Origin of the sequence: uncultured Chitinophaga sp., assembly GCF_937898475.1 — a bacterium.
GTDB lineage: Bacteria > Bacteroidota > Bacteroidia > Chitinophagales > Chitinophagaceae > Chitinophaga.
Map to the genome: position 1 here is coordinate 22086 of NZ_CALEJS010000041.1, position 23871 is coordinate 45956.

Below are 23871 nucleotides of genomic sequence, written 5' to 3' on the forward strand. Positions count from 1 at the left end.
CAGGTTACATACTGTCACGTTCAAACCCTTAAACGTTTATACTTATTCTATTCCCATCGCGCTCGCCTTCATCTTTGCCGTTGTCTCTTTTCCAAAATACACCTCTATCCTTTTCTCCACCAGGTAGATCACCGGCGTTAAAAGAAGGGCCATTGTAAATTTATAAATATAGTTTACTACACATACAGCCAGTACCTGCTGCCAGGTCCAGTTGCTGCCCAGTTTGAAGGCGATGAACAATACAATAAAGCTATCTACCAACTGGGATACAACAGTAGAGCCGGTTGCGCGCAGCCACACCATCTTCTCGCCGGTACGGCGCTTAATACGGTGGAATACTGTTACATCCACGATCTGGCTTACGAGGAAGGCCGTAAGGCTACCGAATATGATCCACATGCCCTGGCCAAAAATAACGGAGAAAGCAGTTTGTGAATTGGGAATACCCTTATCTGCATTCATGCCCAGCCAGAAATTTGCAGGAGGCACACCGATAGAAAAGTAAAACATCAGGAAGGCATAGGAAATCAACGCCACAGCCGTATAGGAGATGCGGCGTACTGCTTTGGGACCGTAATACTCGTTCACGATGTCTGTCATAATAAATTCAAGCGGCCAAAGGAGTACCCCACAGGTAAGATTAAACGACAGCCCGCTTTGGCCAAAAATGGTGAATGTGTGCACGGGCAGACCCAGCAGCTTTTCAAGCGAAAAGATTTTTCCGCCTATACATTCGGCTATCAGTGCGTTGGCTACAAAAAAGCAGGAAAAAATTACGAAGAGTTTTGTTGGTCTGTCTTTCAGGATATTAGTGATCATACGAGTATTTGAACAATCAATATAATAAGGTTAAGGACAAGCAGATATCCCGGGAGTTCTGCCCAGCTCACTTTACGTGCCAGCAGCAGTATAATGGCCAATATGCTGGTAACGACGTTGGCCGGGGGCGCCACAATTACCCCCAGCACCACCACATGTTTGACAATCCAGGCAAAGCGCTCGCTCTGTTCCGTCATACGGAATAACCACCCGGCTAAGTAACAAAGATTGCATATAAACACGAATTTCAACAAAAATTTAACCAGGCGCATAGCGTAAAATTATATATAACACAACACGTAAAATAATATATTTGCTACTTATCTGTTATAAAAGCGAACCATTAATATGAAGAATAACTGGCTTAAGGCGGCCCTGCCACATGTAATCGCTATTGCTGCCCTGGCAATACTGGCTATTTTGTATTGCAAACCAGCGCTGGAAGGCAAGGTATTAAGTCAATCAGACGTTACGCAATGGCAGGCTATGGCCAAGGAGTCTATTGACTATAAAAAGGCCGGCCATGACGTTCCTTCGCTATGGACCACCAGTATGTTCGGGGGGATGCCCACGTACCAGATCTCTGCTGAAACGCCCTATAAGTTCGGTAGTTTTCTGCCTGCACTGATGACGTTGGGCCTGCCCAAGCCTATCAATGTACTTTTCCTGGCGGCAGCCTGCTTCTATCTGCTCTGTGTAGTGCTGGGCGCCAGGCCCTGGATAGCCTTTATAGGCGCCGTAGCATATACTTATGCCAGCTACTCTCCTATCATCATCGTTACCGGCCATGATACCAAGATGTTGTCTATGGCCTACCTGCCGGCTGTACTGGCGGGCATTATACTGATCATCCGGAAACAGTACGTGCTGGGCGCGGGCGTAACAGCTTTCTTCGTCAGCTCGCTGATAGCAGCCAACCACTTACAGGTTACTTACTATTTCTTCCTCATACTGGGCATTGTCGGCATTGCCTATATCGTTTACTGCGTACGTGAAAAACAGATCAGACACCTGATCATCAGTGCAGCAGTGCTGCTGGGCGCGATACTGGTGGGCGTTGGTACCAATGCCATGCTCTTGTGGACCACTTACGAGTATTCACATGCCAGCAACCGCGGCGGTAAATCTGAACTGACGCCCCTGCCTACTGTGTCGGCAGAAGAACGCAGCAATGGCGGACTGGATAAAAGCTATGCCTTCCAGTGGAGCTACGGCAAGCTGGAAACACTGACCCTGATTGCCCCCAACATTTATGGAGGCAGTTCCGGCGGTAAACTGGACACCGGTTCAGAAACCTATAAAGAGCTGGTCAACATCGGCGTACCTGCCGCTCAGGCAGAACAAGTCATCCAGCGCTGGCCGCTGTATTGGGGCGACCAGTCACTCCTGGGTACTTCCGGTCCCGTGTACCTGGGTGTGGTAGTGTGCCTGCTGGCGGTACTCGGTATGTTTATTATCCGCTCCTGGCATAAATGGTGGATCCTGGGGATAGCCATCGCAGGTATACTCCTGGCCTGGGGCAGCAACCTGGCTTTCTTCAACTACTTTATATTTGATCACCTGCCTTTCTACAACAAGTTCCGTGCGCCCGCACAGGCCCTGATACTTCCACAGCTTACCTTCCCGCTGCTGGCTGTCATGGGACTGAATGAGATGATCAACGGGGAGATACCGAAAGATGAGCTGGTAAAAAAGCTTAAATGGAGTGGTATTGTAATAGGCGGTTTACTGGTATTGTTGTTTGTAATATCCGGTACCCTTTCCTTTACCAACTTCTCCAACGATCCGGCAAGACCGGGTATAGATAACCAGGTGCAGGCCCAGTGGACACAGATGTTCCAGGGTAATACCCAGATCGTAGATACGATGATGAACGCGCTGCGGAAAGACAGGGCTACATTGTACCGCAACGACGTGATACGTTCTATCGTACTCGCAGGCCTGGCATTCATTGCCCTGTGGTTCTTCCTGAAAGGCAAGCTCAATGCAAAAATACTAACCGGCGCACTCGCAGTGCTGGTGCTGTTTGACCTGCTGCAGGTAGACCGGCGCTACCTCAGCGCAGACGATTTCATGGACGAAGCTGCGTACAGCGATCCCTTCCAGCCCTCGGAAGCAGACAAACAAATACTGCAGGATAAAGACCCGTATTACCGTGTATTTAATCTTACTGCTCCCAACGGGCCGTTCAACGACGCCATGACCTCCTACTTCCACAAAAGCGTAGGCGGTTACCATGCCGCCAAGCTGCAGCTGTATGTAGACCTGATTGAACGCCAGCTGAGCAGGAATAACATACAGGTGCTGAACATGCTGAACACAAAATACGTAATACAGCCCGGGCCTAATGGTCAGCCCATTGCACAACGCAATCCTGATGCGCTGGGTAACGCGTGGTTTGTAAAACATATTCAATGGGTGCCAAATGCAGATGCAGAAATGAAAGCGCTGGACAGTTTCCACCCGAAAGATACGGTTATCATAGATCAGCGCTACAAAGCAGCTGTAAAAGGAGAGCCGGTTTATGACTCTGCCGCTACCATACAGTTGCTGGCCAATAATCTGAACACGATCTCATACACTTATAACGCCGCCACACCACAATTTGCCGTATTCTCCGAGATCTACTACGAAAAGGGCTGGAATGCCTTTATCGACGGCCAGCCAGCGCCTTACGCACGCGTGAATTACGTACTGAGAGGTATGATGGTGCCTGCCGGCAAGCATACGATCGAGTTCCGTTTTGAACCGGCCTCCTATTATACTGGTATAAAACTGGCTGCTGGCAGCTTTATTGTTATGATGCTGCTGTTGATCGGCGGCTTTGTGATCAATATTATTCATCAGCGCAAGCAGAAAAAAACGGCTGTTGCATGATGCGCGTAATGGGCATTGCACCTTACAAATACCTGCCCGCCAGGAAAGGAGGTGAAATATTCATTGCCAATTTTGCTGCTCACCTGGCACATCATTGCCGGCTTACTATAGCGTCTGTATCAGCTAACCAGCCGGAAGGCCCCCTGCCCTATGAGTTGTGGAAAGCTTTCGGCAACAGCCGCCTGCGTTACCTGAACATCTTCAACTGCCGTACCCTTGCAAAGGCGGTACGGCAGAAAAATATACAGCTGCTGTATATAGAACATCCCTACATGGGATGGCAGGCCATACTGGTACAAATACTCACCGGGTGTGGTTATGTAGTACATTCCCACAATATTGAAGCAGCCCGCTGGCGTTCCCTGGGCAAATGGTGGTGGCCACTTTTACAGGCCTACGAAAAGTGGGTGCACCGTAAAGCACAACACAACTTCTTCATCAGCCAGGATGATGCCGATGCAGCCATAAAGCAATACGGGCTTAAACCGCACAAGGCAAGCGTGGCGCCCTACGGTATTAAGACACCGGAAGCATTACCCGCCCAGAACATTATACGCCCGGAGATCTGCGGCCGTCACCATATTGCCCCAGGCACTACCCTGTATTACTTTAACGGCGCGCTGGACTATCTGCCTAACCAGCAGGCGGTGCTCAAGATCATTCGCGAAATAGATCCCTTGCTGAAAGAACAGGCCAGGGTACCTTATGTGATACTGATCAGCGGCAGGGGCCTCCCGGAGGAAGTAGCGGAGGAAATAAAAGAGAGCGGAGGGCGTATCATATATACCGGTTTTGTAGATCAGCCGGTTGCATACCTTGCTGCCGCTGATATCTTCATTAATCCTGTGGTGGAAGGCGGTGGTGTTAAAACCAAAGTGCTGGAAGCCCTGGCCGCCCACAAAACGGTGATCTCTACCCGGAGCGGCGCTATCGGGGTAGATACCGCGATCTGCGGAAATAAGCTAAAGGTGGTGCCGGATAATGACTGGCGACAGTTTGCCGCCCGCATGCAGGAACTGGACGACATTAGCAGCCCTACCCCTTCCTCTTTCTTCAGCTACCATAACAATGAGCGTATTGCCGCCGAAGTTGCCGCTATCATGCAAGCGGTGCTATAACAATTTGTAAAAATAAGGCTGGTTACGTATGATCGTGGGGGTTAGTTGCCACAGCTTACCTACATTTGCCCCCAGCTGCCAGAGGCGTTGCCAGTATTGGAAAGGATTACGCAACCGGAAAAGATTCTCCAGGAAACTGCAAATAAAGGCCAGGGGCACGGCAAAGGAATAATTCAGCAATAATATAAAAAACCATCCCACTCCATACTGTTTACGTACCCGTAAGTGGTTGGATACCATCAGTTGCAATCCCTTATGGCTGTAAAGGTCATAGTATCCTTTATCGCTGCTTTCAAAGGTGGCCTGGGCGGTTTCCCCTTGCAGGTGCACTACATGCAGATCGCCATACACCACCAGCGTACCCGTACGTTTGATCCGGCTGCACCATTCCGTTTCTTCAGCGTAGAGAAAAAAATCCTCATCCATCATACCAACTTTTTCTATAGTAGCCCGCTTCACCATCAGGAAAGCCCCATTGATCCAGTCTACCGTTTGTTCGGTCTCCGCAGATCGTACATTAGGTACTTTGGTATTCAGCGCATATCCCAGCCTGCGTAACAAAGCGCCCCAGTAAGGCAAGGGCAGCAAGTGGTTAAGTCCCCCTTTCATGAAATAATTGCCCGTGATCTGCGGACTGCCATCGGGGTTTAGCAGCTGCACGCTACATGCTGCATGGCTGGCGGCACGGAAACGTTGTACGACGGTGTCCAATGCATGATCCAACACGAGGGTATCTGGGTTCAGGAGCAGCAGCATATCGCCAAGCGCAATACGCATACCTGCATTATTGGCGCGGGCAAAACCTGCATTATAATCCATTTGCACCCAGCGGACCTGCGGATAATGTTGTGTAATGAGTTGCTGGCTGTTATCCTGCGAGTGGTTGTCTACCACGATGATTTCATAGGAAATAGCGGTGGTTTGTTCTATAACGGTACGGATAGCGTCCACTATCAGCGCCGCGCTTTTATAATTAACAATAATAACGGAAAGGTCCATATCGTGTTACAGCCTTTTACGGAATAAATAACAGCCTGTCATGAGCAGCTTGGACACTACTCCTATCTTCAGCAGCCACAGGGGAAAGCGTTGTTGCCATGTCAGCATCTGCAGTATGGGCACCGGAATGTCTCCTTCAAGCCCTGCCTCCCGCAGATCTTTTACTTCCCTGATCTCCAGGTTGCGCAACATACGCCAGAAAAAATCATATACATAAATAATGTTCAGGGCATCCACGGATATTTTCCGGAGCAGGTAGAAATTTTCCGGTATCTCCACTTCGCGTACGCGAAAGCAGTCCCGTGTGATCTGCTCCCCGCTGATACCTACATTTATCAGCTCTTCATCGATATAGACAAAGCGGGAATTGGCTTTCAGCACCTGCATGTAGAAGTCTACGTCCACTACCCAGCGGGTCTTTACATCATAACGGTAGCCGGGTTTGTTGCGGTGCATGATGACACTGGGCGGGCCGATAAAATTCTTCTGAAAAAGGTTCACGGGCGTTTGCCTGAGCAGGTTCCTGTAAAAGGGGCTGCAATGCCTTTCCACTATCCTGCCGGTTTGCAGGTAGTGATCACAGTAGGCGCTGAAAACAAAGTCGCAATCAGGATGAGCATCCAATGCATCCGCCATTTTCTGCAGCGCCTGGGGGTGCGCCAGCCAGTCGTCATCATGCAGGATCTTTATATACTCTCCCTGCGCCTTATTATAACATTCATTCCAGTTGGCCGGCATTCCCTTTGCCGGCGTGTTACGGAAATATTGCAGCGGCAGTTGATCCTTGTACTGCTGTACTACCTGGTATACACTGTCGTCCGGGCTGTCGTCCGTCACGATCACTTCCCAGCTGCGGCATTCCTGTTGGGCCAGGGAACCCAGCCCCCTCAGCAGGAATTCCGGGTTCTTATATGCGGGTATGCATACTGATATCTTGACAGGGTAATTACTCATTGCTTGTGTTCAAATAATATTCTTTTAACCGGATAAAGCAGCATTTTTGCCACGTCAGCCCACAGGGCTGGCTGTGTCCATGCATTAGTGGCGCTTATCCATTTACGCCTTGTTTTACCGTCTATAGGTTCTTTCATTAAGCGGTTCAGCCAGTAAGCAGCTACTTTCCGCTCTGCGCCTGCTATCACCCTTTCTCCCGGGGCCAGGGGCGCCAGTGCAGGGAGTGGAACCAGGTTCACAACACGGTGATAGTTGATGGCATGCTGTATCCAGTCGGCACCGAAGTTTCCCATAGAATAATGAACCAGGTCTATATCATATATTACGCCAATTGTGTAGCGTTGCCCTACCCGGAGGCTGATATCCAGGTCGTAAAAGTGAAACCCGGCCAGTTTCTCTTCATTAAAAGGGTATTCCTGCCAGACAGCTTTAGGCATACATAACCATACGCCGTCAAGGGTTGTAACCGGCACCAGCGCAGGTGGCGGCTGATCTGTAGCAGACTGCGGATGCAGGTAAACCCTGCGGCGGCCATGCTGTTTGTCCTCCTGGAAAATATTACAGCAATCGTACTGCGGCAGGCCGGTGCCCCAACCAGAAACTGCCGCGCTTTTATACCGGCTGCCAGCCAGGCCGATCAGGCGGGGCGGCGTTTTCCCCCGGAAGTGATTCAGCACCTTTTGTCCCCAGCCTTGTGTCAGAAAACTGACATCATCATGTACAAAACATAAGATATCGAACACCGCCTGCTCCGCGGCTGCATTGTATCCCCTGCAAATGCCACCGATCTCTTTCGCGTTGGTGATGATCACGAGCTCATGATCCACGCCGATGGTAGCAGCTACATTTTCCCGGATCGTCTCTATACGGCTCTCGTTGGCAGAACAAATGATAACGGAGATCATATTACGGTGCAGAATTATTTTTAAAGGACTAAAAATACGAACTTTCCGATAATGCATGATTTTTGCCATCTTTACAACCAACTAAGCGAAAAATGGGTACCATCAGGAAACAAAGTATACTATCTTCTATCATTATATATACCGGTTTTTTAGTAGGTGCTGTAAACACCTGGTTCTTTACCACAGGCAACTATTTTACCGAAGCTGAATTTGGTCTGACCCGCGTGATGTTTGACATCTCACAGACGTTCTTTGCGTTGGCTAACCTCGGTACTATTACTATCCTGTACCGGTTTTACCCTTATTACCGTGATCTGCTGCCTTTAAAACAGCGCGACCTGTTCGGGAAAATGATGATACTGGCGTTGACGGGGTTTGTGGTGGTTTGCCTGTTTTCCCTGCTGTTCAAAGACCTGGTAGTACAGAAATTTGGTACCAATTCTCCCCTACTGGTGGAATATTTCTACGCCATCTATCCATTTACGCTGGGGCTTCTCCTTTTCTCCATGATGGAGGGAGAAGCGTGGAATATGTCATCATCCGTTGCCGCAAATTTCTTTAAAGAGCTGGTACTACGCCTGCTCACTACCTTTGTTATCCTCCTGTTTGTCCTGCATTGGCTGGACTTTGAGGGCTTCGTCCATCTTTTTTCACTGCTGTATTGCGCTATTTTCCTGGGACTGCTTTTCTACCTCTACCGGAAAGGAAAGATCTTTATTACCCTCAAAACCAGCATAGTTACACGACGCATGTATAAAAAGATGATCCCATACGGTATTTTCGTTTTCATGGTCTCGTTCTGTACAATACTGGCCCGGAATTTCGACTCTTTTATTATCAGTAGCGTATTGGGGCTTAAGCACACGGGCATCTTTAACTTCTCCTCTTATCTTACTTCTGTAATGGAAGGCCCGCAGCGGGGCCTGGTAGCAGCCTCTATACCAGTGATTGCGCGGGCCTGGAAAGACCGCGACCTCGAACGGATCAAGCGCATTTACCGCCAATCCTCGATCAATATGCTGCTATTCGCCGCCTTCCTCTTCGGGCTGATATGGCTGAACTTTCATAACGCTTTCGAGATACTCAATATTAACCGTTCTTACCTCCAGGGCGAAACAGTCCTTTTGCTGCTGGGTATCACCAAAATTGTGGAACTGGGCACGGGCGTGAATACGCAGATCATCCTAACCTCCCGGTACTGGAGAATGGACTTCATCACCACCGTAACACTGCTCTTTACGCTCATTCCGCTGAACTACCTGCTTATAAAAAAATATGGTATTAACGGATCTGCTGCGGCTACGTTGATCGCGTATATATTCTTTAACCTCATCCGCTTCCTGTTTATCTGGATAAAGTTCAAAATGCAGCCTTTTTCCTGGAGAACGCTGCTGGCGGTGGTGGCCATTGCCGCCTGCTATTTTATCTCACACTATCTTATAAAAGCGTCTTCTCCCATTCTTGAGGCTTTGTTGCAATCAACTGTATATGTAATATTATGTGTAGTAATGATCCTCAGCTTCCGTATTTCGGAAGATGCCAACCGCTTATACGAAATAGGACTGGAAAAGGTACGCGGAATATTAGGTAAGTAAATGATCGAACTGAGAAAGGATTAGCTCAGGATCGGCATGGAGTTGCAAACTTTTCTGCTGTGCACGGGCGCCTTTCTGCTGCAATTGTTCGCGCCGGTCATACAGTCCGAGGATAGTTTCGGCAGCGAGTGCTGTTGAAAAGTCCGGTACTATCCAGCCGGCATCTTCTCCAACAAATTCAGGTATACCGCCGGAGTTTTCAAAACAGAGCGCAGGTACGCGCATGAAACCTGCTTCAAGTACCACTAACGGGTAAGGATCTTCGCGGGAAGAAAGAAAGAACAGGTCAAAGGGAGCAAGGTTGTAATAGTTATGTGGCAATGGTCCTGTAAAAACGATCTGGTTGCCGATCTGCAGGTCTTGCACCTGTTGCTTCAAAGCCGCTTCAGTGACAGCGCTATCGAAATCCCCTATCCAGCAGAATTTCACGCGTTTATTCATGGCGGCTACTTTGCCACACACTTCTACAAATATATCTGCGCCTTTACGGTGAGATGCCAGGCCCATACCACCAATCAGCATGTCACTGTCTTCGAGTTTAAAACGTTGCCTGAAATCCTCCGTAAAAGCCCGTTTGGTAGCTTCGTCATGAATAGCAGGCAGGTTTACCGGGAAATAATAGGAAAGCCTTTGCAGTTTTTCGTCAGTCAGCCGGCAGGTAGTCACCAATGCATCTTTTACCCTGAGGGAAGGATAAGCAAAACGGTGTGTATATTTTAACGTTTGCGTCACTTCAGCAGCATAGGCCCTGATCACATTCTCCAGCTCGTGAACATAGGTGATCACTGGTTTTCTAAAAAACGCGATGGTCTTCAGCAGAGGGCCGTTGATGATAGTGTTGCTGAACACATAATTGCAGCCTGGCATGATTAGCATAAGACGCAGCAGCTGCCAGCGATTCCGCAGGATAGCAGCCACTTTCATTAAGGGACCTCCTTCACGGTAGCCGGCGGGCTTTAGTACGATAACCGGAAAATACTTTGCATATTCTTCTGATAAAGGGCCTCCCCGGCGTATCACCAGGGTTACTTTTATGGAACGGTGATGTTGTAAAAGTAGCAACAGATTCAATAACAATATAGGCGCGCCGCTCAAAGAGGCTTCATGTCCGATGAAGAGAATATGGCCTCCCTTTTTCATTATACTTTCTCCGCAATAACTATATTGTTAAGGTACATCTGTTTGTTCCGTGGAAACATTTTGCTGAACAGGCTGCCCACAGCGTTGGGTATAGCAAAGAAGAAAAGCCTGAAGAGGAACCCCAGCAGCGGGATACGCCTGAACTTAGGATACCAGCTGTCGAAAAAATAGAGGGCTCTCAACTGGAACATGACTTCAATAAAGTTGCCGCTCTTGTCCAACGTACGGATGCGAAAACCGTTTTTCTCCAGCATATGCTTCAATGCAAAATGAGTATAACGGGCATAATCATTCGGCACCTCATGCTCTTTCCATACGAAGGGACAAGTAATCAACAGGGGCGCTCCGGGCTTCAATACGCGATGTAGTTCACCCAGCACTTCTTCCAGGTTAAAGACATGTTCAAATACTTCGCTGGTAAGGCCTGCATCAAAATAGTCGGCAGGGAGCGGGATCGTTTTCCCATCATAGAACACATCTATCTGTTCATTTTCGTGAGGATGCCCTTCGTTCTCAAAATCAACGCCTATATACTCATCCACGGTGATCAGGGCCTTGTAAGGTTTTGAGCCGCAGCCAAAATCGAGCAAACGTCCACGCAGCAGATGGCTGTACTGGTTCACTTTACTGAACAGTCCTTTACGAATGAAATAATAGGGGTGAAATAGAGATGGTTTGAATTCCGCTCCGGTCATAGCTTTCAATAATTCAATATGTTTCTATTGTTTAACGGCGATCCTGCCGGTTTCGTCAATACGGTTCAGCAGTATGCGTATGCGATTATTGCTGAAATACTCATCCACTGCTTTTCGTGCACCCTGCCAGTGGCCATAATCGTCTATGATCAGCACACCGCCCTGCTGCAGGCGGGGGAAGAGGTGTATCAGCTCATGCCTGGTAGACTCATACCAATCTGTATCCAGGCGCAGCATGGCAATACGCTCCGGCATGGTGGCCGGAATGGTATCTTCCACTTTGCCAACCACATATTTTATTTGCTGTGCAGGATAACTACACAGGCCCATAGTGGTTTTCACTGTATCCAGTGTAGAGTAAGCCCAAACTACATCTTCAGTCTTTTTATCTTTATTCTGCTCCAGGAGACTGGCAGCCTGGGCGCCGCGGAAATCCAGGTCTTCCTCTGTAGGCGGTGGCATACCTTCAAAAGTATCGTACAGGTACAATGTGCGGCTGGTATCTTTCAGTGACACCAGCGTTTCTGCGGCAGCCAGCATACTCCCTCCTTTCCATACGCCGCATTCAACAATATCACCTGTAATGCCCTGACGGTGTATATACTTTACGGCTTCTACCAGACCAAAGATCCGCGCAGGGCTAGTCATAGTATACGGCACCACTTTAGCCACTATAGCACGATGATCTTCTTCAAAATCATCTGGCAGCTTTGCCGGCTCGCTTTTACGGTTCAACAGCTTACGATATACATCCTTTATAGACATGATACAAATTTTAACAGGGCCTTAAAATACAAAAGATTATCAATTAGCGCCTATCTACCCGCCCGGCGCCTGCATAATATTTTTTCCAATACACTTCGTTGAGGTCGCTTATCATCACCCCCGAACTGGTAGACGCATGTACAAACCGGTCATTTTCCAGGTAAATTCCTACATGGGAAATACGCTTGTGGCCTATGCGAAAGAATACCAGGTCACCCTCACGTAACTCACTGCGGGATCTCAGCTTTTTTGCACGCTCATACATCTGTGCTGATGTACCGGCGAAACTTACCTGAAATACATTAGAGAGCAATGAGTTTACAAACGCGGAGCAATCTATACCGTCTTTTGTTTTGCCACCCATGCGGTAAGGCGTGCCGTACCAGTCTTCAATAAACCCATACAGGCGGAAATTGCGTACATCCTCCACAGCTATGTCCAGCAGCTGCGCATATTTGAACTGCCATGCTTGCGCATTTTCCAGGTTGGCGCTGCTCATGGTAATATCGCGGCTGATATTTGCATTAGGTCCCGTATTGCGGGATGTACTGCTGCTGCGATTGAGCGAGATGCCCTCGAGGAACTGCACCTTGCGGCCGTTATCGGCAGCAGGTTTTGTACCAGCCGGTTTTTTCATTGACGCACAGGAACTTAATGCAACAACACCTGCGACAAACATTATCCAATAAATCCCATTTTTTTGCATAAACAGCGGTTAGTTAGCAGCGGTTTGGTAAAAGTTGCGCCAAGTTACTGAATTATTTATAATATGTTAACTACTAGCTATTAGTAGCTGACTATCAGCTATCAGGCGCTGGTGGCGGCTTTGACGTCAAAACGCACATTTGTGGAAAAATTATATGCATCTGTAAACTTTTATTGTAGGATTTTTGTGGCTGCAAGAGACAAACAAACTGTTAGCCAAAAGCTGGCAGATAAAGGCTAAAAGCTAGATATAAGATGCAATTCTCCCACTTACACGTACATACGCAATACTCCCTGCTGGATGGAGCGGCAGACATAAAATCACTGTACAAGAAAGCAATGGCCAACAACATGCCGGCGCTTGCTATCACGGACCATGGTAATATGTTCGGGGTGTTCTCATTTGTGGCAGAAGCATACAACAACAAACTGAACCCGGCAGACCCGAAAGATAAACGGCTGAAAGTAAAGCCGATCGTAGGCTGTGAATTTTACCTGGTAGAGAACCGCCATAAACGTGCTTTTACACGCGAAGAAAAAGATATCCGCTATCACCAGGTGCTGCTGGCCAAGAACGACCAGGGTTACCGCAACCTCATCAAGCTCTGCTCCCTGGGCTATATTGAAGGGCTGTACGGTAAATATCCCCGTATAGACAAGGAACTGATCCTCCAGTACCACCAGGGCCTCATCGCCACTACCTGCTGCCTGGGCGCCTCCGTGCCCAAGACCATCCTCAAAAAGGGAGAAGAGGCCGGAGAAGCAGAATTTAAGTGGTGGCTGGACATCTTCGGCGAAGATTTCTACGTAGAGATGCAGCGCCACGGCATTCCGGAACAGGAAAAAGTAAATGAAGTGCTGCTGCGCTTTGCTACCAAATACAACGTGAAGATCATCGCCTCCAACGACTCTCACTATGTTGACCAGGAAGACGCGAATGCGCACGACATCCTGCTTTGTATCAATACCGGCGAAAAAAAGAGCACCCCTTCCATCAAGGAGTTTACCGATGATGACGTAGCCGTTAAGAACAAGCGCTTCGCTTTCTATAACGACCAGTTCTATTTCAAGACCCAGGAAGAGATGACCAAGCTCTTTCATGATCTGCCCCAGGCAATAGACAATACCAACGAGATTGTGGACAAGGTGGAGCTGCTGGACCTGAAAAGGGATATCCTGCTGCCCAACTTCCCGATACCACCCGAGTTCTTTACGCAGGACCAATACCTGCGGCATATTACCTTCGAAGGCGCCCGCCAGCGTTACGCCGAAATGACGCCGGATATCGAGGAGCGCATCAATTTCGAGCTGCAGGTGATAGAGAACATGGGATTTGCGGGCTACTTCCTGATCGTATCCGACTTTATCAAGGCAGGGCGTGATCTGGGCGTGTTCATAGGCCCCGGTCGTGGTTCTGCGGCAGGCTCCGCCGTTGCTTACTGCATCGGCATCACCAATATCGATCCCATTAAATACAACCTCCTGTTCGAACGTTTCCTGAACCCGGAACGTAAGAGCATGCCCGATATTGATACGGACTTCGACGATGAAGGCCGCCAGAAAGTGATCGACTACGTTGTGCAAAAATATGGCAAGAACCAGGTGGCGCAGATCATTACCTACGGCACCATGGCCGCCAAAATGAGTATCAAGGACGTGGCCCGTGTAATGGACCTGCCCCTTCCCGAAAGTAACGCCCTGGCCAAGCTGGTGCCGGAGAAACCGGGCATTCAGCTGGACCGCATCTTCAATGCGCCGCTGGACGGCGAAAAAGGCCTTTCCGAAAAGGAAGGACTGGGCGGCGAAGAGATCGAGAACGTAAAAAAGCTGCGCGAGCTGATCAAAGGCGAAGACCTGGCTGGCGAAGTGCTGCGCGAGGCCTGCGTACTGGAAGGTTCCGTGCGTAACACCGGTATCCACGCCGCCGGTATCATCATTGCACCCAAAGACCTTTCTGAACTGATCCCCGTATCTACCGCCAAAGACTCCGATCTGCTGGTAACCCAGTTTGAGGGCAGTATTATTGAGAGCGCCGGGGTGATCAAAATGGACTTCCTGGGACTAAAAACCCTTACCATCATCAAGGGCGCCCTGGAACTTATCAAAAAGAACCATGGGGTTGAAATAGACATCGATTATATCCCGCTGGACGATGCCAAGACCTACGAACTGTACCAGAAAGCCGAAACCAACGGTACCTTCCAGTTCGAGTCTCCAGGCATGCAGAAATACCTCCGTGAGCTGAAGCCCGACCGTTTTGACGACCTGATCGCCATGAACGCCTTGTACCGCCCGGGACCGCTGGAGTACATTCCCACCTTTATCCGCCGTAAACACGGACTGGAGCCGGTAATATACGACCTGCCCGAAATGGAGGAATACCTGAGCGATACCTACGGTATCACGGTGTACCAGGAACAGGTGATGTTGCTGAGCCAGAAACTGGCTGGCTTCTCCAAAGGGGACGCGGACATCCTCCGTAAGGCCATGGGTAAGAAGCAGAAAGCGGTACTGGACAAGATGAAATCGCAGTTCATGGAAGGCTGCGTGAAGAACGGCCACGATCCAAAGATATGCGACAAAGTATGGACCGACTGGGAAGCATTCGCCTCCTACGCCTTCAATAAATCGCACTCCACCTGTTACGCCTTTGTGGCCTATCAAACCGCTTACCTGAAAGCCCACTATCCGGCGGAATATATGGCCTCCGTACTGAACAACGCCAGCAATATTGAAAAGATCACCTTCTTTATGGAAGAGTGTAAACGCATGGGACTGGACGTATTGCCCCCCGATGTGAATGAATCTTTCAAAGGTTTTGCGGTGAATAAGCAAGGGCAAATCCGCTTTGGCCTGGCCGGCCTGAAGGGCGTGGGCGAGAACGCCATCGAGAACCTGCTGGAAGAACGCGAGCAGAACGGGCCTTACAAGAGTATTTTCGACATGATCAAACGCGTAAACCAGCGCGCTGTAAATAAGAAATCGCTGGAAGCCCTGGCCATGTCGGGCGCATTTGACTGCTTCCCGGAACTGCACAGGGCCCAGTACTTCTACAAACCGGAGAACGACAACCTGTCGGGACTGGACAAGATCGTGAAGTTCGGCAACCAGGTATCTGCAGGCGCCCAGTCTGTAGGCAGCCTGTTCGGCTTGGATGAGTTGCCTGATGTGGAGCCGCCTAAAATACCTAACTGCGATCCCTGGCCGCTGATCCTCAAGCTGAACAACGAAAGGGAGGTGACCGGCATCTATATCTCCGGGCACCCGCTGGACGACTACCGCTTTGAAAGCAGGTACTACCACATGAACGCTGTATCTGAACTGGTGGAATATCAGGCAGAGATCACCGCCCCTGGTGGTGGCGGCAAAGGCAAGGAACGGAATTTCCGCCTGGCGGTTTATGTTACCAGCGCCATAGAAAGGATCTCCCGCAATAACCGGCAGTTTGGCATCATGACGATAGAAGACCTGAGCGGAAAGTTTGAATTTGCACTCTGGAGTGAAGACTATATCCGTTTTGCCCCCTATTTTAAAGCCGGGCTTTGCCTCTATATCAACGGGGGGTTCAAGCCTAAACGCTTCAACGAGGCGGAATATGAGTTCAAGGTGACCGGGATGCACCTGTTGCAGGAGGTAAAGAAAGCGCATACCAAAAAGATCACCCTGGTAACCATGCCGAAATTCATTACCCGCGAGGTAGTGGATTTCCTGACCGATAATGCCATGAAATATCCCGGGGCCAGCGAGCTATACCTGCAACTGATAGACCGCGATAACGACCTGGCAGTCAAGCTGCATACCTTTAACCGGCATGTAGAAATGAATGACGAACTGGCGCAGTTTTTGACAAAACAGCCGGATATTGATACCTACATAGATATAAACAATAAGTAAGCTGCCAGAAAAGCACTAATTTGCATCCGGATCGTTATTTGACGATAAGATAACATTGAAACGAACAAAACTCATAACACTTTAAAATATAGATCAAAATGGCTTTAGAATTCACTGATTCCAACTTCCAGACAGAAGTATTAAGTTCAGATAAATTGACTGTGATCGATTTCTGGGCTGAATGGTGCGGTCCTTGTCGTGCAATCGGACCGGTAATTGAGGATCTGTCTAAGGATTATGCAGGAAAAGTAAATATAGGTAAAGTTAACGTGGACCAGAACCCTCAGCTGTCCATTAACTATGGTATCACCAGCATACCGGCCATCCTTTTTATCAAAGACGGCCAGGTAGTTGACAAACAGGTAGGTGCTGCTCCCAGATCAGTACTGGAAAAGAAGATCCAGTCTCACCTGTAATAATTTTAATTGTTAAAAAAAGAACGTCCGGGTAAATGCCCGGACGTTCTTTTTTTTTAGACCATGGTCGATGATCCATGGACCGTACCCTTCAATGCCCAGGATTGCTACTAATCCCGAAGGCACATACCATAGACCATGGACTATTTTTTGTAACTTCCTGTTCCTAAAATTGTAACTCCATGCTTAACGATACTCTCACCCGGCATATCGCTGAAAACGATCTCCAGGACCTGCTGGATCATAGCTGCAAGGCCATTCCCAAAGAACAACTGCATTTGCCCGGCCCGGATTTCTTTGAAAAGGTGTTTATGGGCAGTAACCGTTCTGCACAGGTATTACGCAACCTCGCAGCGATCTTTCATCACGGGCGCCTGGCAAATACCGGCTATGCCTCCATCCTGCCGGTTGACCAGGATATTGAGCATAGCGCCGGCAGTGCCTTTGGCCCTAATCCCATCTATTTTGACCCAGAGAATATCCTGCGGCTGGCTATTGAGGGCGGATGCAATGCGGTGGCCACCACTTTTGGGCACCTGGCCCTGTTCTCCAGGAAATATGCCCACCGCATTCCCTTCATTGTGAAGATCAATCATAACGATCTGTTTGCCTATCCTACGAAATACGATCAGATCCTGTTTGGCTCCGTAAGAAATGCCTGGGACCTGGGCGCTGCAGCAGTGGGTGCTACCATCTACTTTGGCAGTCCTGAATCAAGCCGGCAGATCACCGAGATTGCCATGGCTTTTGAAGAGGCACACCAACTGGGCATGGCCACCATCCTTTGGTGCTATACCCGCAACGCAGCCTTTGTAAAAGACGGCAAGGATTATCATACCGCTGCTGATCTGACCGGTCAGGCAGATCATATCGGCGCTACCATACAAGCTGACCTGGTAAAGCAAAAACTGCCTACCCTGAATGGCGGTTTTACCGCTGTCAGATTTGGCAAAACCAACCCGGCGATGTATGAGCAGCTAAGCACCGATCACCCGATAGACCTTTGCCGTTACCAGGTACTGAACGGTTATGCCGGTCGTATAGGATTAATCAATTCGGGCGGCGAATCAAAAGGAGAAAAGGACCTGACAGAAGCGCTGCGTTCTGCCATCATCAACAAACGCGCAGGCGGCACCGGTTTGATACTGGGAAGAAAAGCATTCCAGCGCCCCTTCAAGGAAGGTGTAGCGCTGTTAAATGCAGTACAGGATGTTTACCTGGACAAAGACATTACTATAGCCTAGCCATCATCGTATAAGCGTAAAGGTGCCTTTCTGCTCAAGTACCTGTGCTTCTTTCCCGAAGTAGGCATAACGCACTACGTACACATACGTACCCATAGGCTGCGCCTGGCTCTTAAAATAGCCGTCCCAGCCACGGGTTATGTCGTCTGCCTGAAAAAGCAGCTGTCCCCAGCGGTTGTACACCTGTAAGGTATATACAGCCACACCTTTAGCCTTTACGCGGAACAGGTCATTGTTGCCATCATCATTAGGCGAAAAAGCAGTAGGCACAAATAATGAGCGGTCGTACGACAAATAAACATTTACCGTATCTGCAGCTACGCAGTTCAAACCGGTAGGGGTTTTCACTATATACTGGGTAGGCTCCGAGGGTTGTGCAACAGGTGTAGCGCAGTTGGCGCAGCTTAAGCCAGTGGCTGGTGTCCATACATAATCAGTCGCATTTACAGCTACCAGTTGTATACGTTCCCCGATGTTAATAGTGGTATCGTTATTGAGTATTCTGACAGGCGGAAGTTCAATATTACTGAGCGCGAGGAGTGTATCAGCACTACAGCCATTGGTATCGTCAACACGCACTGTATAATTTCCGGCGGTCAGATCATCCCATGATCGTCCGCTGCTTAATGTATTATTCCAGTAAACGTCGTACGGCGCAGTGCCACCGGTTAAGGCTAAGGTTACACTGCCATTGGCCCGGCTGCATATCTCATCCTGCTTAACTACATCCAATCTTATGGGCATAGGCGCTGTAAGCCTTAGTTGCTGGCTATCAATACATACGCCATTACGTGTATATACGATATAATCACCGGCTGGAAGATTACCAAAACTATTCACAGACTGAAAGGGCTGGCCTTGCAGCGCGTATTCAAAAGGCGGAACACCCTGCAATATCTGTACGGAAATCATACCATCGGTCAGGTTATAACAGCTGGGTGCAGCACCACTGGCCGCCATATCCAGCATATGTGTTGGATCTGTTTGTACAGACACCGGCTGAAACACCTGGCATCCGAGACGATCCTCTACCCTGGCTATATAATTTGCTGCACTTAAATTGCGGAAAACATTGCTGACAGAAGGGCCATTTGTGCCCAGATAGTAGCGGTATGGCTGTGAACCGCCAGATACATTAAGGGTGATACTGCCGGTGGGATTATCACAATCGATAACCGTTGCAAGCGGTGTTAACTGCATAACCTGGCTGATGTTCACTATTTTATCATCAGTAACAGTGCAGCCCCCGTTGCTGACATTCACACTATAGGTGCCTGACTGTGTAACATCGATCTGTTGTGTAGTAGCCCCGTTACTCCATTGATAGGAATTGTAGCCGCTCCCTGCATCCAGGCGCACCGCTGCACCGTCGCACACCAGTGTATCTGCTCCCAGGTTAACTTTCGGAGAATCCAGCACAACGATCGTCTTACAGAACGTGTTCTGTGACGGCAGCAGTTCATCTGTCAAAAGGGTAACGGTGTAAACGCCCGGTTTTTTATAAGATATCGGTGGTGGTGTTTGTTGTTGTGATGAAGGTATGCTGGCATCATTACAATGACTGTATACCAGTCTTAGGAGTTGATTATTCCATGCATCTGTAATGAATGCGTACATGTTATCACCTTCCCTGAACAGCTTGGAAATGGAGTGCGCGAACCGGAAGTAGTTGTCTGGTGTTACCCTAATGCCGGACAAGTCCTTTGGCAGCTGGCTGGTTACGCCGTTTGTCATGTCAATCCTTACCATATTGCCAGGGGTAGCGTTCACTATGAGTATAAAGATCCTTCCGCAATCATGCAACAGGGTCAGATCCCTGGGATCGTCTATCACTCCGTCGGGATTTCCCAGGTTAATGGCTGTCGGCGTGTTGGCCAATGAACTGCCAAAATCAAAGCGACTCAGTGTATTGGAGCCCTCATTGGTAACAAATACATACCAATTGCCATTCTCCTGCTGTGCGAAGATACCGGTGGGATTGTCCAGGTTACCGAGTCCGCCAAAATTTACGGCCGTAGGCGTATTATTCAAAGAGGTACCAAAATCGAATCTTGTAAAGGTATTATTGTAGAAGTTGATAGTAAATCCGTACCAATTGTCATTCTCCTTTGTGATGTACAGATCTGTTGGGTAGTCCAGGTTACCAATATTGCCCCAGTCCGTGATCGTAGGCGAGGGATTGGCAAGTGTGGAGCCAAAATCTACTTTTACCAGCTTGGCAAGTGTAGGATCGCCTCCACCTGTTACGAAAACATGCCAGCCGTCTGCATCCTCTATAATCTGCAGGCCTTCCGTATTCTGTGGCAGTACCCCTCCGAAGTTGCCCAGGTTTACGGCAGTAGGCGTGTTCAGTAAGCTATTCCCAAAATACAGTTTTACCAGGCTTTGTGTATTATTGGTAAAGAAACCGTAGTAATCATTTCCTTCTTTTGCCGTTACCATAAATACGGGTATGTTCATAGTTCCGCCGGGGTTACCGAGATTATCAATCTTTGGCGGCGTATAGATACTGCCTGAACAAAAGTTCCAGAGATAGGTACTGGTGCCCGATGAGGTATTGGTAATATTGAAAGGAGCGTTTACACAAACCGTATCCGGTGCAGAAAAGCTGGGAGAAGAAATGGCAGGAGGTGTTTTAACCACAATATTCCTACAAAAAGCACTTTGTGTAGGCAGGCCTTCATCTACGATCAGGTTTACAGTATACGTGCCCGGCATGTTGTATGAAAACACGGGCGGCTGCTGCTGAGTAGAAGAAGGTATGCTGGCATTGGTACAGCTGTTGAACGCTACCCTGGCCAGGGTATTGTTCTGTGCATTCACAATGAATGCATACAGGCTGTTATCCACCCGGAACAATGTTGATATGGAATGCGGAAAATCTAGCCCCTGAGATCCCAGTGAAGTGGCGTTGACGGTACTGCTGATATTTCCCTGGAAATCTATCCTCACCAGGTCATCGTTGGTTTCATTCACTACCAGGCCGAAATTCTTGCCACAGTCCTGAATCACGCAGAGATCTCGTGGGGCCTGCAGCAGGTTACCCGGGTTACCCAGATTGGTAAAAGAAGGTATATTTGTTAGAGAAGTGCCAAAATCAAGCCGGTTCAGTGAATTGGCCAGCCGGTTGGTTACGAACACATGCCAGCTGCCGCTTTCCTGTATGGCAAATATACCGGTAGGATAATCCAGTAAATTACCCGGATTACCCAGGTTTACACCTGTAGGCGGATTCTGGAATGAGGCGCCAAAATCAAAACGGGTGATCGTATTGTTATAGGCATTTACCGTGAAGCCATACCACTGGTTATTTTCTTTTGTTATAAACAGATCATGCGGATAACTCAGGTTACCGATATTGCCCCAATCGACGGCTATGGGTGCAGGGTTGATAAGCGATGCGCCAAAATCCACCTTTACGATCCTGGAGTCCGGCAAAGGAGAGCCCACTACCAGTACATGCCATCCGCCTGCGTCTTCTACCACCTGTACCCCCTCCGTGTTGTAAGGTATCACACCGCCAAAATTCCCCAGGTTGGTAACGGTAGGTGTATTGAGCAGGCTGTTACCAAAATATAAGCGGTACAGATAAGGGCTGGGGGCATTATTGTTAGTAAAAAAAGCATAGTAATCATTACCCTGTTTGGCCGTGGCAATAAACACCGGGGCGTCCATGCCCGTTATATGTCCCAGGTTGGTAACTGTAGGAGCAGTATATACGTTACCGGAGCAAAAATTCCAGAAATAGCTGCTGCCGCCAGCAGTATTATTGGTAAGGGTGACCGGGTCATTGACAAACACTTCTGCAGGTGCCGTAAAGCTGGCCTGCGCAAAAAGTGATTGGGTTTCAAAACATAGCAGGATACTCAATGCTACGGTAAGGGATAATTTCATTCGACGTAAGGGTTAATAATTCTCTTGTGATCTGACTGGCAAAAGTAGACAGCCTTTCCAAATAAAACAAATATGATATATCTTACATTTCGTGTGATTTTTGTTGGAAAATCTGTCACCCGGGCAACAATCAATTGCTGAATACCGTATTTTCCACTTTATTTGCTGCTTATTTGTAATCTATCTAAATATGTCCTTTCACTTATATAACCTGCTGCGCGGGGGACTAGGCATGATTTTTCTTGTAGGCGTTTGTTTCCTGCTCAGTAACAACCGCAGGGCAATCGACTGGAAACTGGTTGGAATGGGCATTTTTGCCCAGGTCATGTTTGCCATGGGGGTGCTGAACACCCGCGTTGGTGAGCAGCCGGTGTTCTGGCTGGCCTTTGGCCTGATTGTCCTGTATGTGATCATTAACCGCCTTAAAGGTATTAAAGAAAAGCCCCTCCAGGCCGATGCCCTGGGTATCACACTGGCGCTGGCTTCCATACTGGTATTCTTTTTCGGGGTGGTTCGCAGCGGAGAATACCCGCTTACCAGGCTCTCTATCACCCTTAGCCTCTGCGTGATCTGGTTCCTGTTCTGGTTATTGTTTAAGCGCGACAAAATTGAGATCATCAAATGGACCTTACTGGCTATTTGCGTGGTGCTCACCGTTTCAGTATACGCGCAACTGTGCCCTTCAGACATTTTCCAGGTGATCCTGTCAAAAGTGTCCGGCTCATTTGTAGACTTGATCAACCTGAGCCATAAAGGCACCGAGTTTATATTCGGCAATCTGGCAGACCCCAGCGGTAACTGGGCCTACATCTTTGCCGTACAGGTGCTGCCCAATATCATCTTCTTTGCTGCGCTTTCCTCTATCCTGTACTACCTGGGCATCCTGCAGAAGATCGTGTACGTGTTTGCCTACCTGCTGAATAAAATGAAGATCTCTGGTGCGGAAAGCCTGTCTACCGCCGCCAATATATTCCTGGGCCAGACAGAAGCGCCGCTGATGATCCGCCCCTACCTGGAGGCGATGACCCGGTCAGAGATCCTCTGTATCATGATCGGCGGTATGGCCAATACGGCCGGCAGTGTACTGGCGGCGTACGTGGGTTTCCTGGGAGGCACCGACCCGGTGCAGCAGAACTACTTTGCCCTGCATATGCTCAGCCAGTCTATTATGAGCGCTCCGGCAGCCATCGTGGTATCCAAGATACTGTTCCCGCAAACGCACGGAGAGATCGTTTCTAAAGAGCTGAGAGTGCCTAAGGAGAAACTGGGCGATAACTTCCTTGATGCGCTGTCACTGGGCACTACAGATGGTCTGAAGCTGACCGTGAACGTTGGCGCCATGCTGCTGGTGTTCACAGCCCTCATGTATGTGGCCAATGCCCTCATGGGATGGGTAGGCGATATTACCAACCTGAACCCGCAGATCGCCAGCATTACCGGCGGGCGTTACAATGAACTCTCCCTGCAGATGATCCTGGGCTACGTGTTTGCGCCGGTGGCATGGCTGATAGGCGTAGCACAGCACGATATTATCGCCATCGGGCAGCTGCTGGGCGAAAAAACCATCCTGAACGAATTTGTGGCCTATATCACCCTTGGCAAAATGAAAGCCGGCCATGTGATACAGGATCCAAAATCACTACTGATAGCTACCTACGCCCTTTGCGGCTTTGCCAATTTTGCCTCTATCGGCATACAGATTGGCGGTATCAGCCAGCTGGCGCCTAACCAGCGCAGAAACCTCACTGAGCTGGGCGTAAAAGCCCTGATCGGTGGAACAATTGCGTGTCTGATGTGCGGCTGTATTGCGGGGGCGCTGATGTAGTCTGAAGGTTTGATGGTTTGAAGATG

General features: G+C 48.9%; 17 protein-coding genes. 7 read left to right on the forward strand and 10 right to left on the reverse strand.

The window, feature by feature from the left end; translation table 11 throughout:
- Positions 1 to 42 precede the first annotated feature (42 nt).
- The gene (locus tag Q0577_RS24570) at positions 43 to 819 is read right to left on the reverse strand and encodes a queuosine precursor transporter (RefSeq protein WP_298741063.1); all 777 of its coding nucleotides are present in this window, start codon (positions 817 to 819) and stop codon (positions 43 to 45) included.
- Positions 816 to 1016 (reverse strand): hypothetical protein, encoded by a 201-nt coding sequence (locus Q0577_RS24575; RefSeq protein WP_298741064.1) that lies wholly within the window; start codon positions 1014 to 1016, stop codon positions 816 to 818. Before Q0577_RS24575 ends, Q0577_RS24570 begins: the two co-directional genes overlap by 4 nt.
- A 151-nt stretch (positions 1017 to 1167) precedes the next feature.
- On the opposite strand from Q0577_RS24575, the gene Q0577_RS24580 reads away from it, so the two are divergent.
- Both Q0577_RS24580 and Q0577_RS24585 read left to right on the forward strand, forming a co-directional pair.
- Positions 1168 to 3696, forward strand: coding sequence for a YfhO family protein (locus tag Q0577_RS24580; protein ID WP_298741065.1), 2529 nt, complete (start codon positions 1168 to 1170; stop codon positions 3694 to 3696).
- Positions 3693 to 4814, forward strand: a complete 1122-nt coding sequence (locus Q0577_RS24585; protein WP_298741066.1) for a glycosyltransferase family 4 protein — start codon at positions 3693 to 3695, stop codon at positions 4812 to 4814. The genes Q0577_RS24580 and Q0577_RS24585 overlap by 4 nt, the downstream gene beginning before the upstream one ends.
- On the opposite strand, the gene Q0577_RS24590 is transcribed toward Q0577_RS24585, so the two are convergent.
- Genes Q0577_RS24590 through Q0577_RS24600 form a run of 3 tightly spaced genes read right to left on the reverse strand, consistent with a single transcriptional unit; the run spans position 4809 to position 7672 of the window.
- Positions 4809 to 5813 carry a glycosyltransferase family 2 protein gene (locus tag Q0577_RS24590; RefSeq protein WP_298741067.1) on the reverse strand — a complete coding sequence of 335 codons (1005 nt, stop codon included), beginning with the start codon at positions 5811 to 5813 and terminating at the stop codon, positions 4809 to 4811. The genes Q0577_RS24585 and Q0577_RS24590 overlap by 6 nt on opposite strands.
- A 6-nt stretch (positions 5814 to 5819) precedes the next feature.
- Positions 5820 to 6767 (reverse strand): glycosyltransferase, encoded by a 948-nt coding sequence (locus tag Q0577_RS24595; RefSeq protein ID WP_298741069.1) that lies wholly within the window; start codon positions 6765 to 6767, stop codon positions 5820 to 5822.
- Entirely contained in the window at positions 6764 to 7672 is a 909-nt protein-coding gene (locus Q0577_RS24600) for a glycosyltransferase (RefSeq protein WP_298741071.1), read from the reverse strand. Before Q0577_RS24600 ends, Q0577_RS24595 begins: the two co-directional genes overlap by 4 nt.
- 92 nt (positions 7673 to 7764) lie before the next feature.
- On the opposite strand from Q0577_RS24600, the gene Q0577_RS24605 reads away from it, so the two are divergent.
- A complete protein-coding gene (locus Q0577_RS24605; RefSeq protein WP_298741073.1) occupies positions 7765 to 9267 on the forward strand; it encodes a lipopolysaccharide biosynthesis protein in 1503 nt (500 codons plus the stop codon).
- Here Q0577_RS24605 and Q0577_RS24610 read toward each other — a convergent pair.
- Genes Q0577_RS24610 through Q0577_RS24625 form a run of 4 tightly spaced genes read right to left on the reverse strand, consistent with a single transcriptional unit; the run spans position 9256 to position 12504 of the window.
- Positions 9256 to 10407, reverse strand: a complete 1152-nt coding sequence (locus Q0577_RS24610; protein WP_298741075.1) for a glycosyltransferase family 4 protein — start codon at positions 10405 to 10407, stop codon at positions 9256 to 9258. The two genes, Q0577_RS24605 and Q0577_RS24610, sit on opposite strands and share 12 nt — an antisense overlap.
- Positions 10407 to 11102: a class I SAM-dependent methyltransferase gene (locus Q0577_RS24615; protein WP_298741077.1), complete on the reverse strand. Its 696-nt coding sequence runs from the start codon at positions 11100 to 11102 to the stop codon at positions 10407 to 10409. Before Q0577_RS24615 ends, Q0577_RS24610 begins: the two co-directional genes overlap by 1 nt.
- 24 nt (positions 11103 to 11126) lie before the next feature.
- On the reverse strand, positions 11127 to 11867 hold the full coding sequence (locus Q0577_RS24620) for a TylF/MycF/NovP-related O-methyltransferase (RefSeq protein ID WP_298741079.1): 741 nt from the start codon (positions 11865 to 11867) through the stop codon (positions 11127 to 11129).
- A 43-nt stretch (positions 11868 to 11910) separates the two neighbouring features.
- Positions 11911 to 12504 carry an NlpC/P60 family protein gene (locus tag Q0577_RS24625; RefSeq protein WP_298741081.1) on the reverse strand — a complete coding sequence of 198 codons (594 nt, stop codon included), beginning with the start codon at positions 12502 to 12504 and terminating at the stop codon, positions 11911 to 11913.
- Between the two features lie 323 nt (positions 12505 to 12827).
- Between Q0577_RS24625 and dnaE the strand changes: the two genes are divergently transcribed.
- The 3 genes from dnaE to Q0577_RS24640 all read left to right on the forward strand — a co-directional run bounded on the left by dnaE (position 12828) and on the right by Q0577_RS24640 (position 18126).
- The gene (gene dnaE / locus Q0577_RS24630; RefSeq protein WP_298741083.1) at positions 12828 to 16466 is read left to right on the forward strand and encodes a DNA polymerase III subunit alpha; all 3639 of its coding nucleotides are present in this window, start codon (positions 12828 to 12830) and stop codon (positions 16464 to 16466) included.
- Between the two features lie 98 nt (positions 16467 to 16564).
- Positions 16565 to 16882, forward strand: a complete 318-nt coding sequence (gene trxA / locus Q0577_RS24635; protein WP_298741085.1) for a thioredoxin — start codon at positions 16565 to 16567, stop codon at positions 16880 to 16882.
- A 182-nt stretch (positions 16883 to 17064) separates the two neighbouring features.
- On the forward strand, positions 17065 to 18126 hold the full coding sequence (locus tag Q0577_RS24640; RefSeq protein ID WP_298741087.1) for a class I fructose-bisphosphate aldolase: 1062 nt from the start codon (positions 17065 to 17067) through the stop codon (positions 18124 to 18126).
- A 3-nt stretch (positions 18127 to 18129) separates the two neighbouring features.
- Here Q0577_RS24640 and Q0577_RS24645 read toward each other — a convergent pair whose 3' ends face one another.
- A complete protein-coding gene (locus Q0577_RS24645) occupies positions 18130 to 22020 on the reverse strand; it encodes a gliding motility-associated C-terminal domain-containing protein (protein ID WP_298741089.1) in 3891 nt (1296 codons plus the stop codon).
- Between the two features lie 190 nt (positions 22021 to 22210).
- Here Q0577_RS24645 and Q0577_RS24650 point away from each other — a divergent pair, with 190 nt between their 5' ends.
- Entirely contained in the window at positions 22211 to 23845 is a 1635-nt protein-coding gene (locus Q0577_RS24650) for a nucleoside transporter C-terminal domain-containing protein (RefSeq protein ID WP_298741091.1), read from the forward strand.
- Positions 23846 to 23871: the final 26 nt, after the last annotated feature.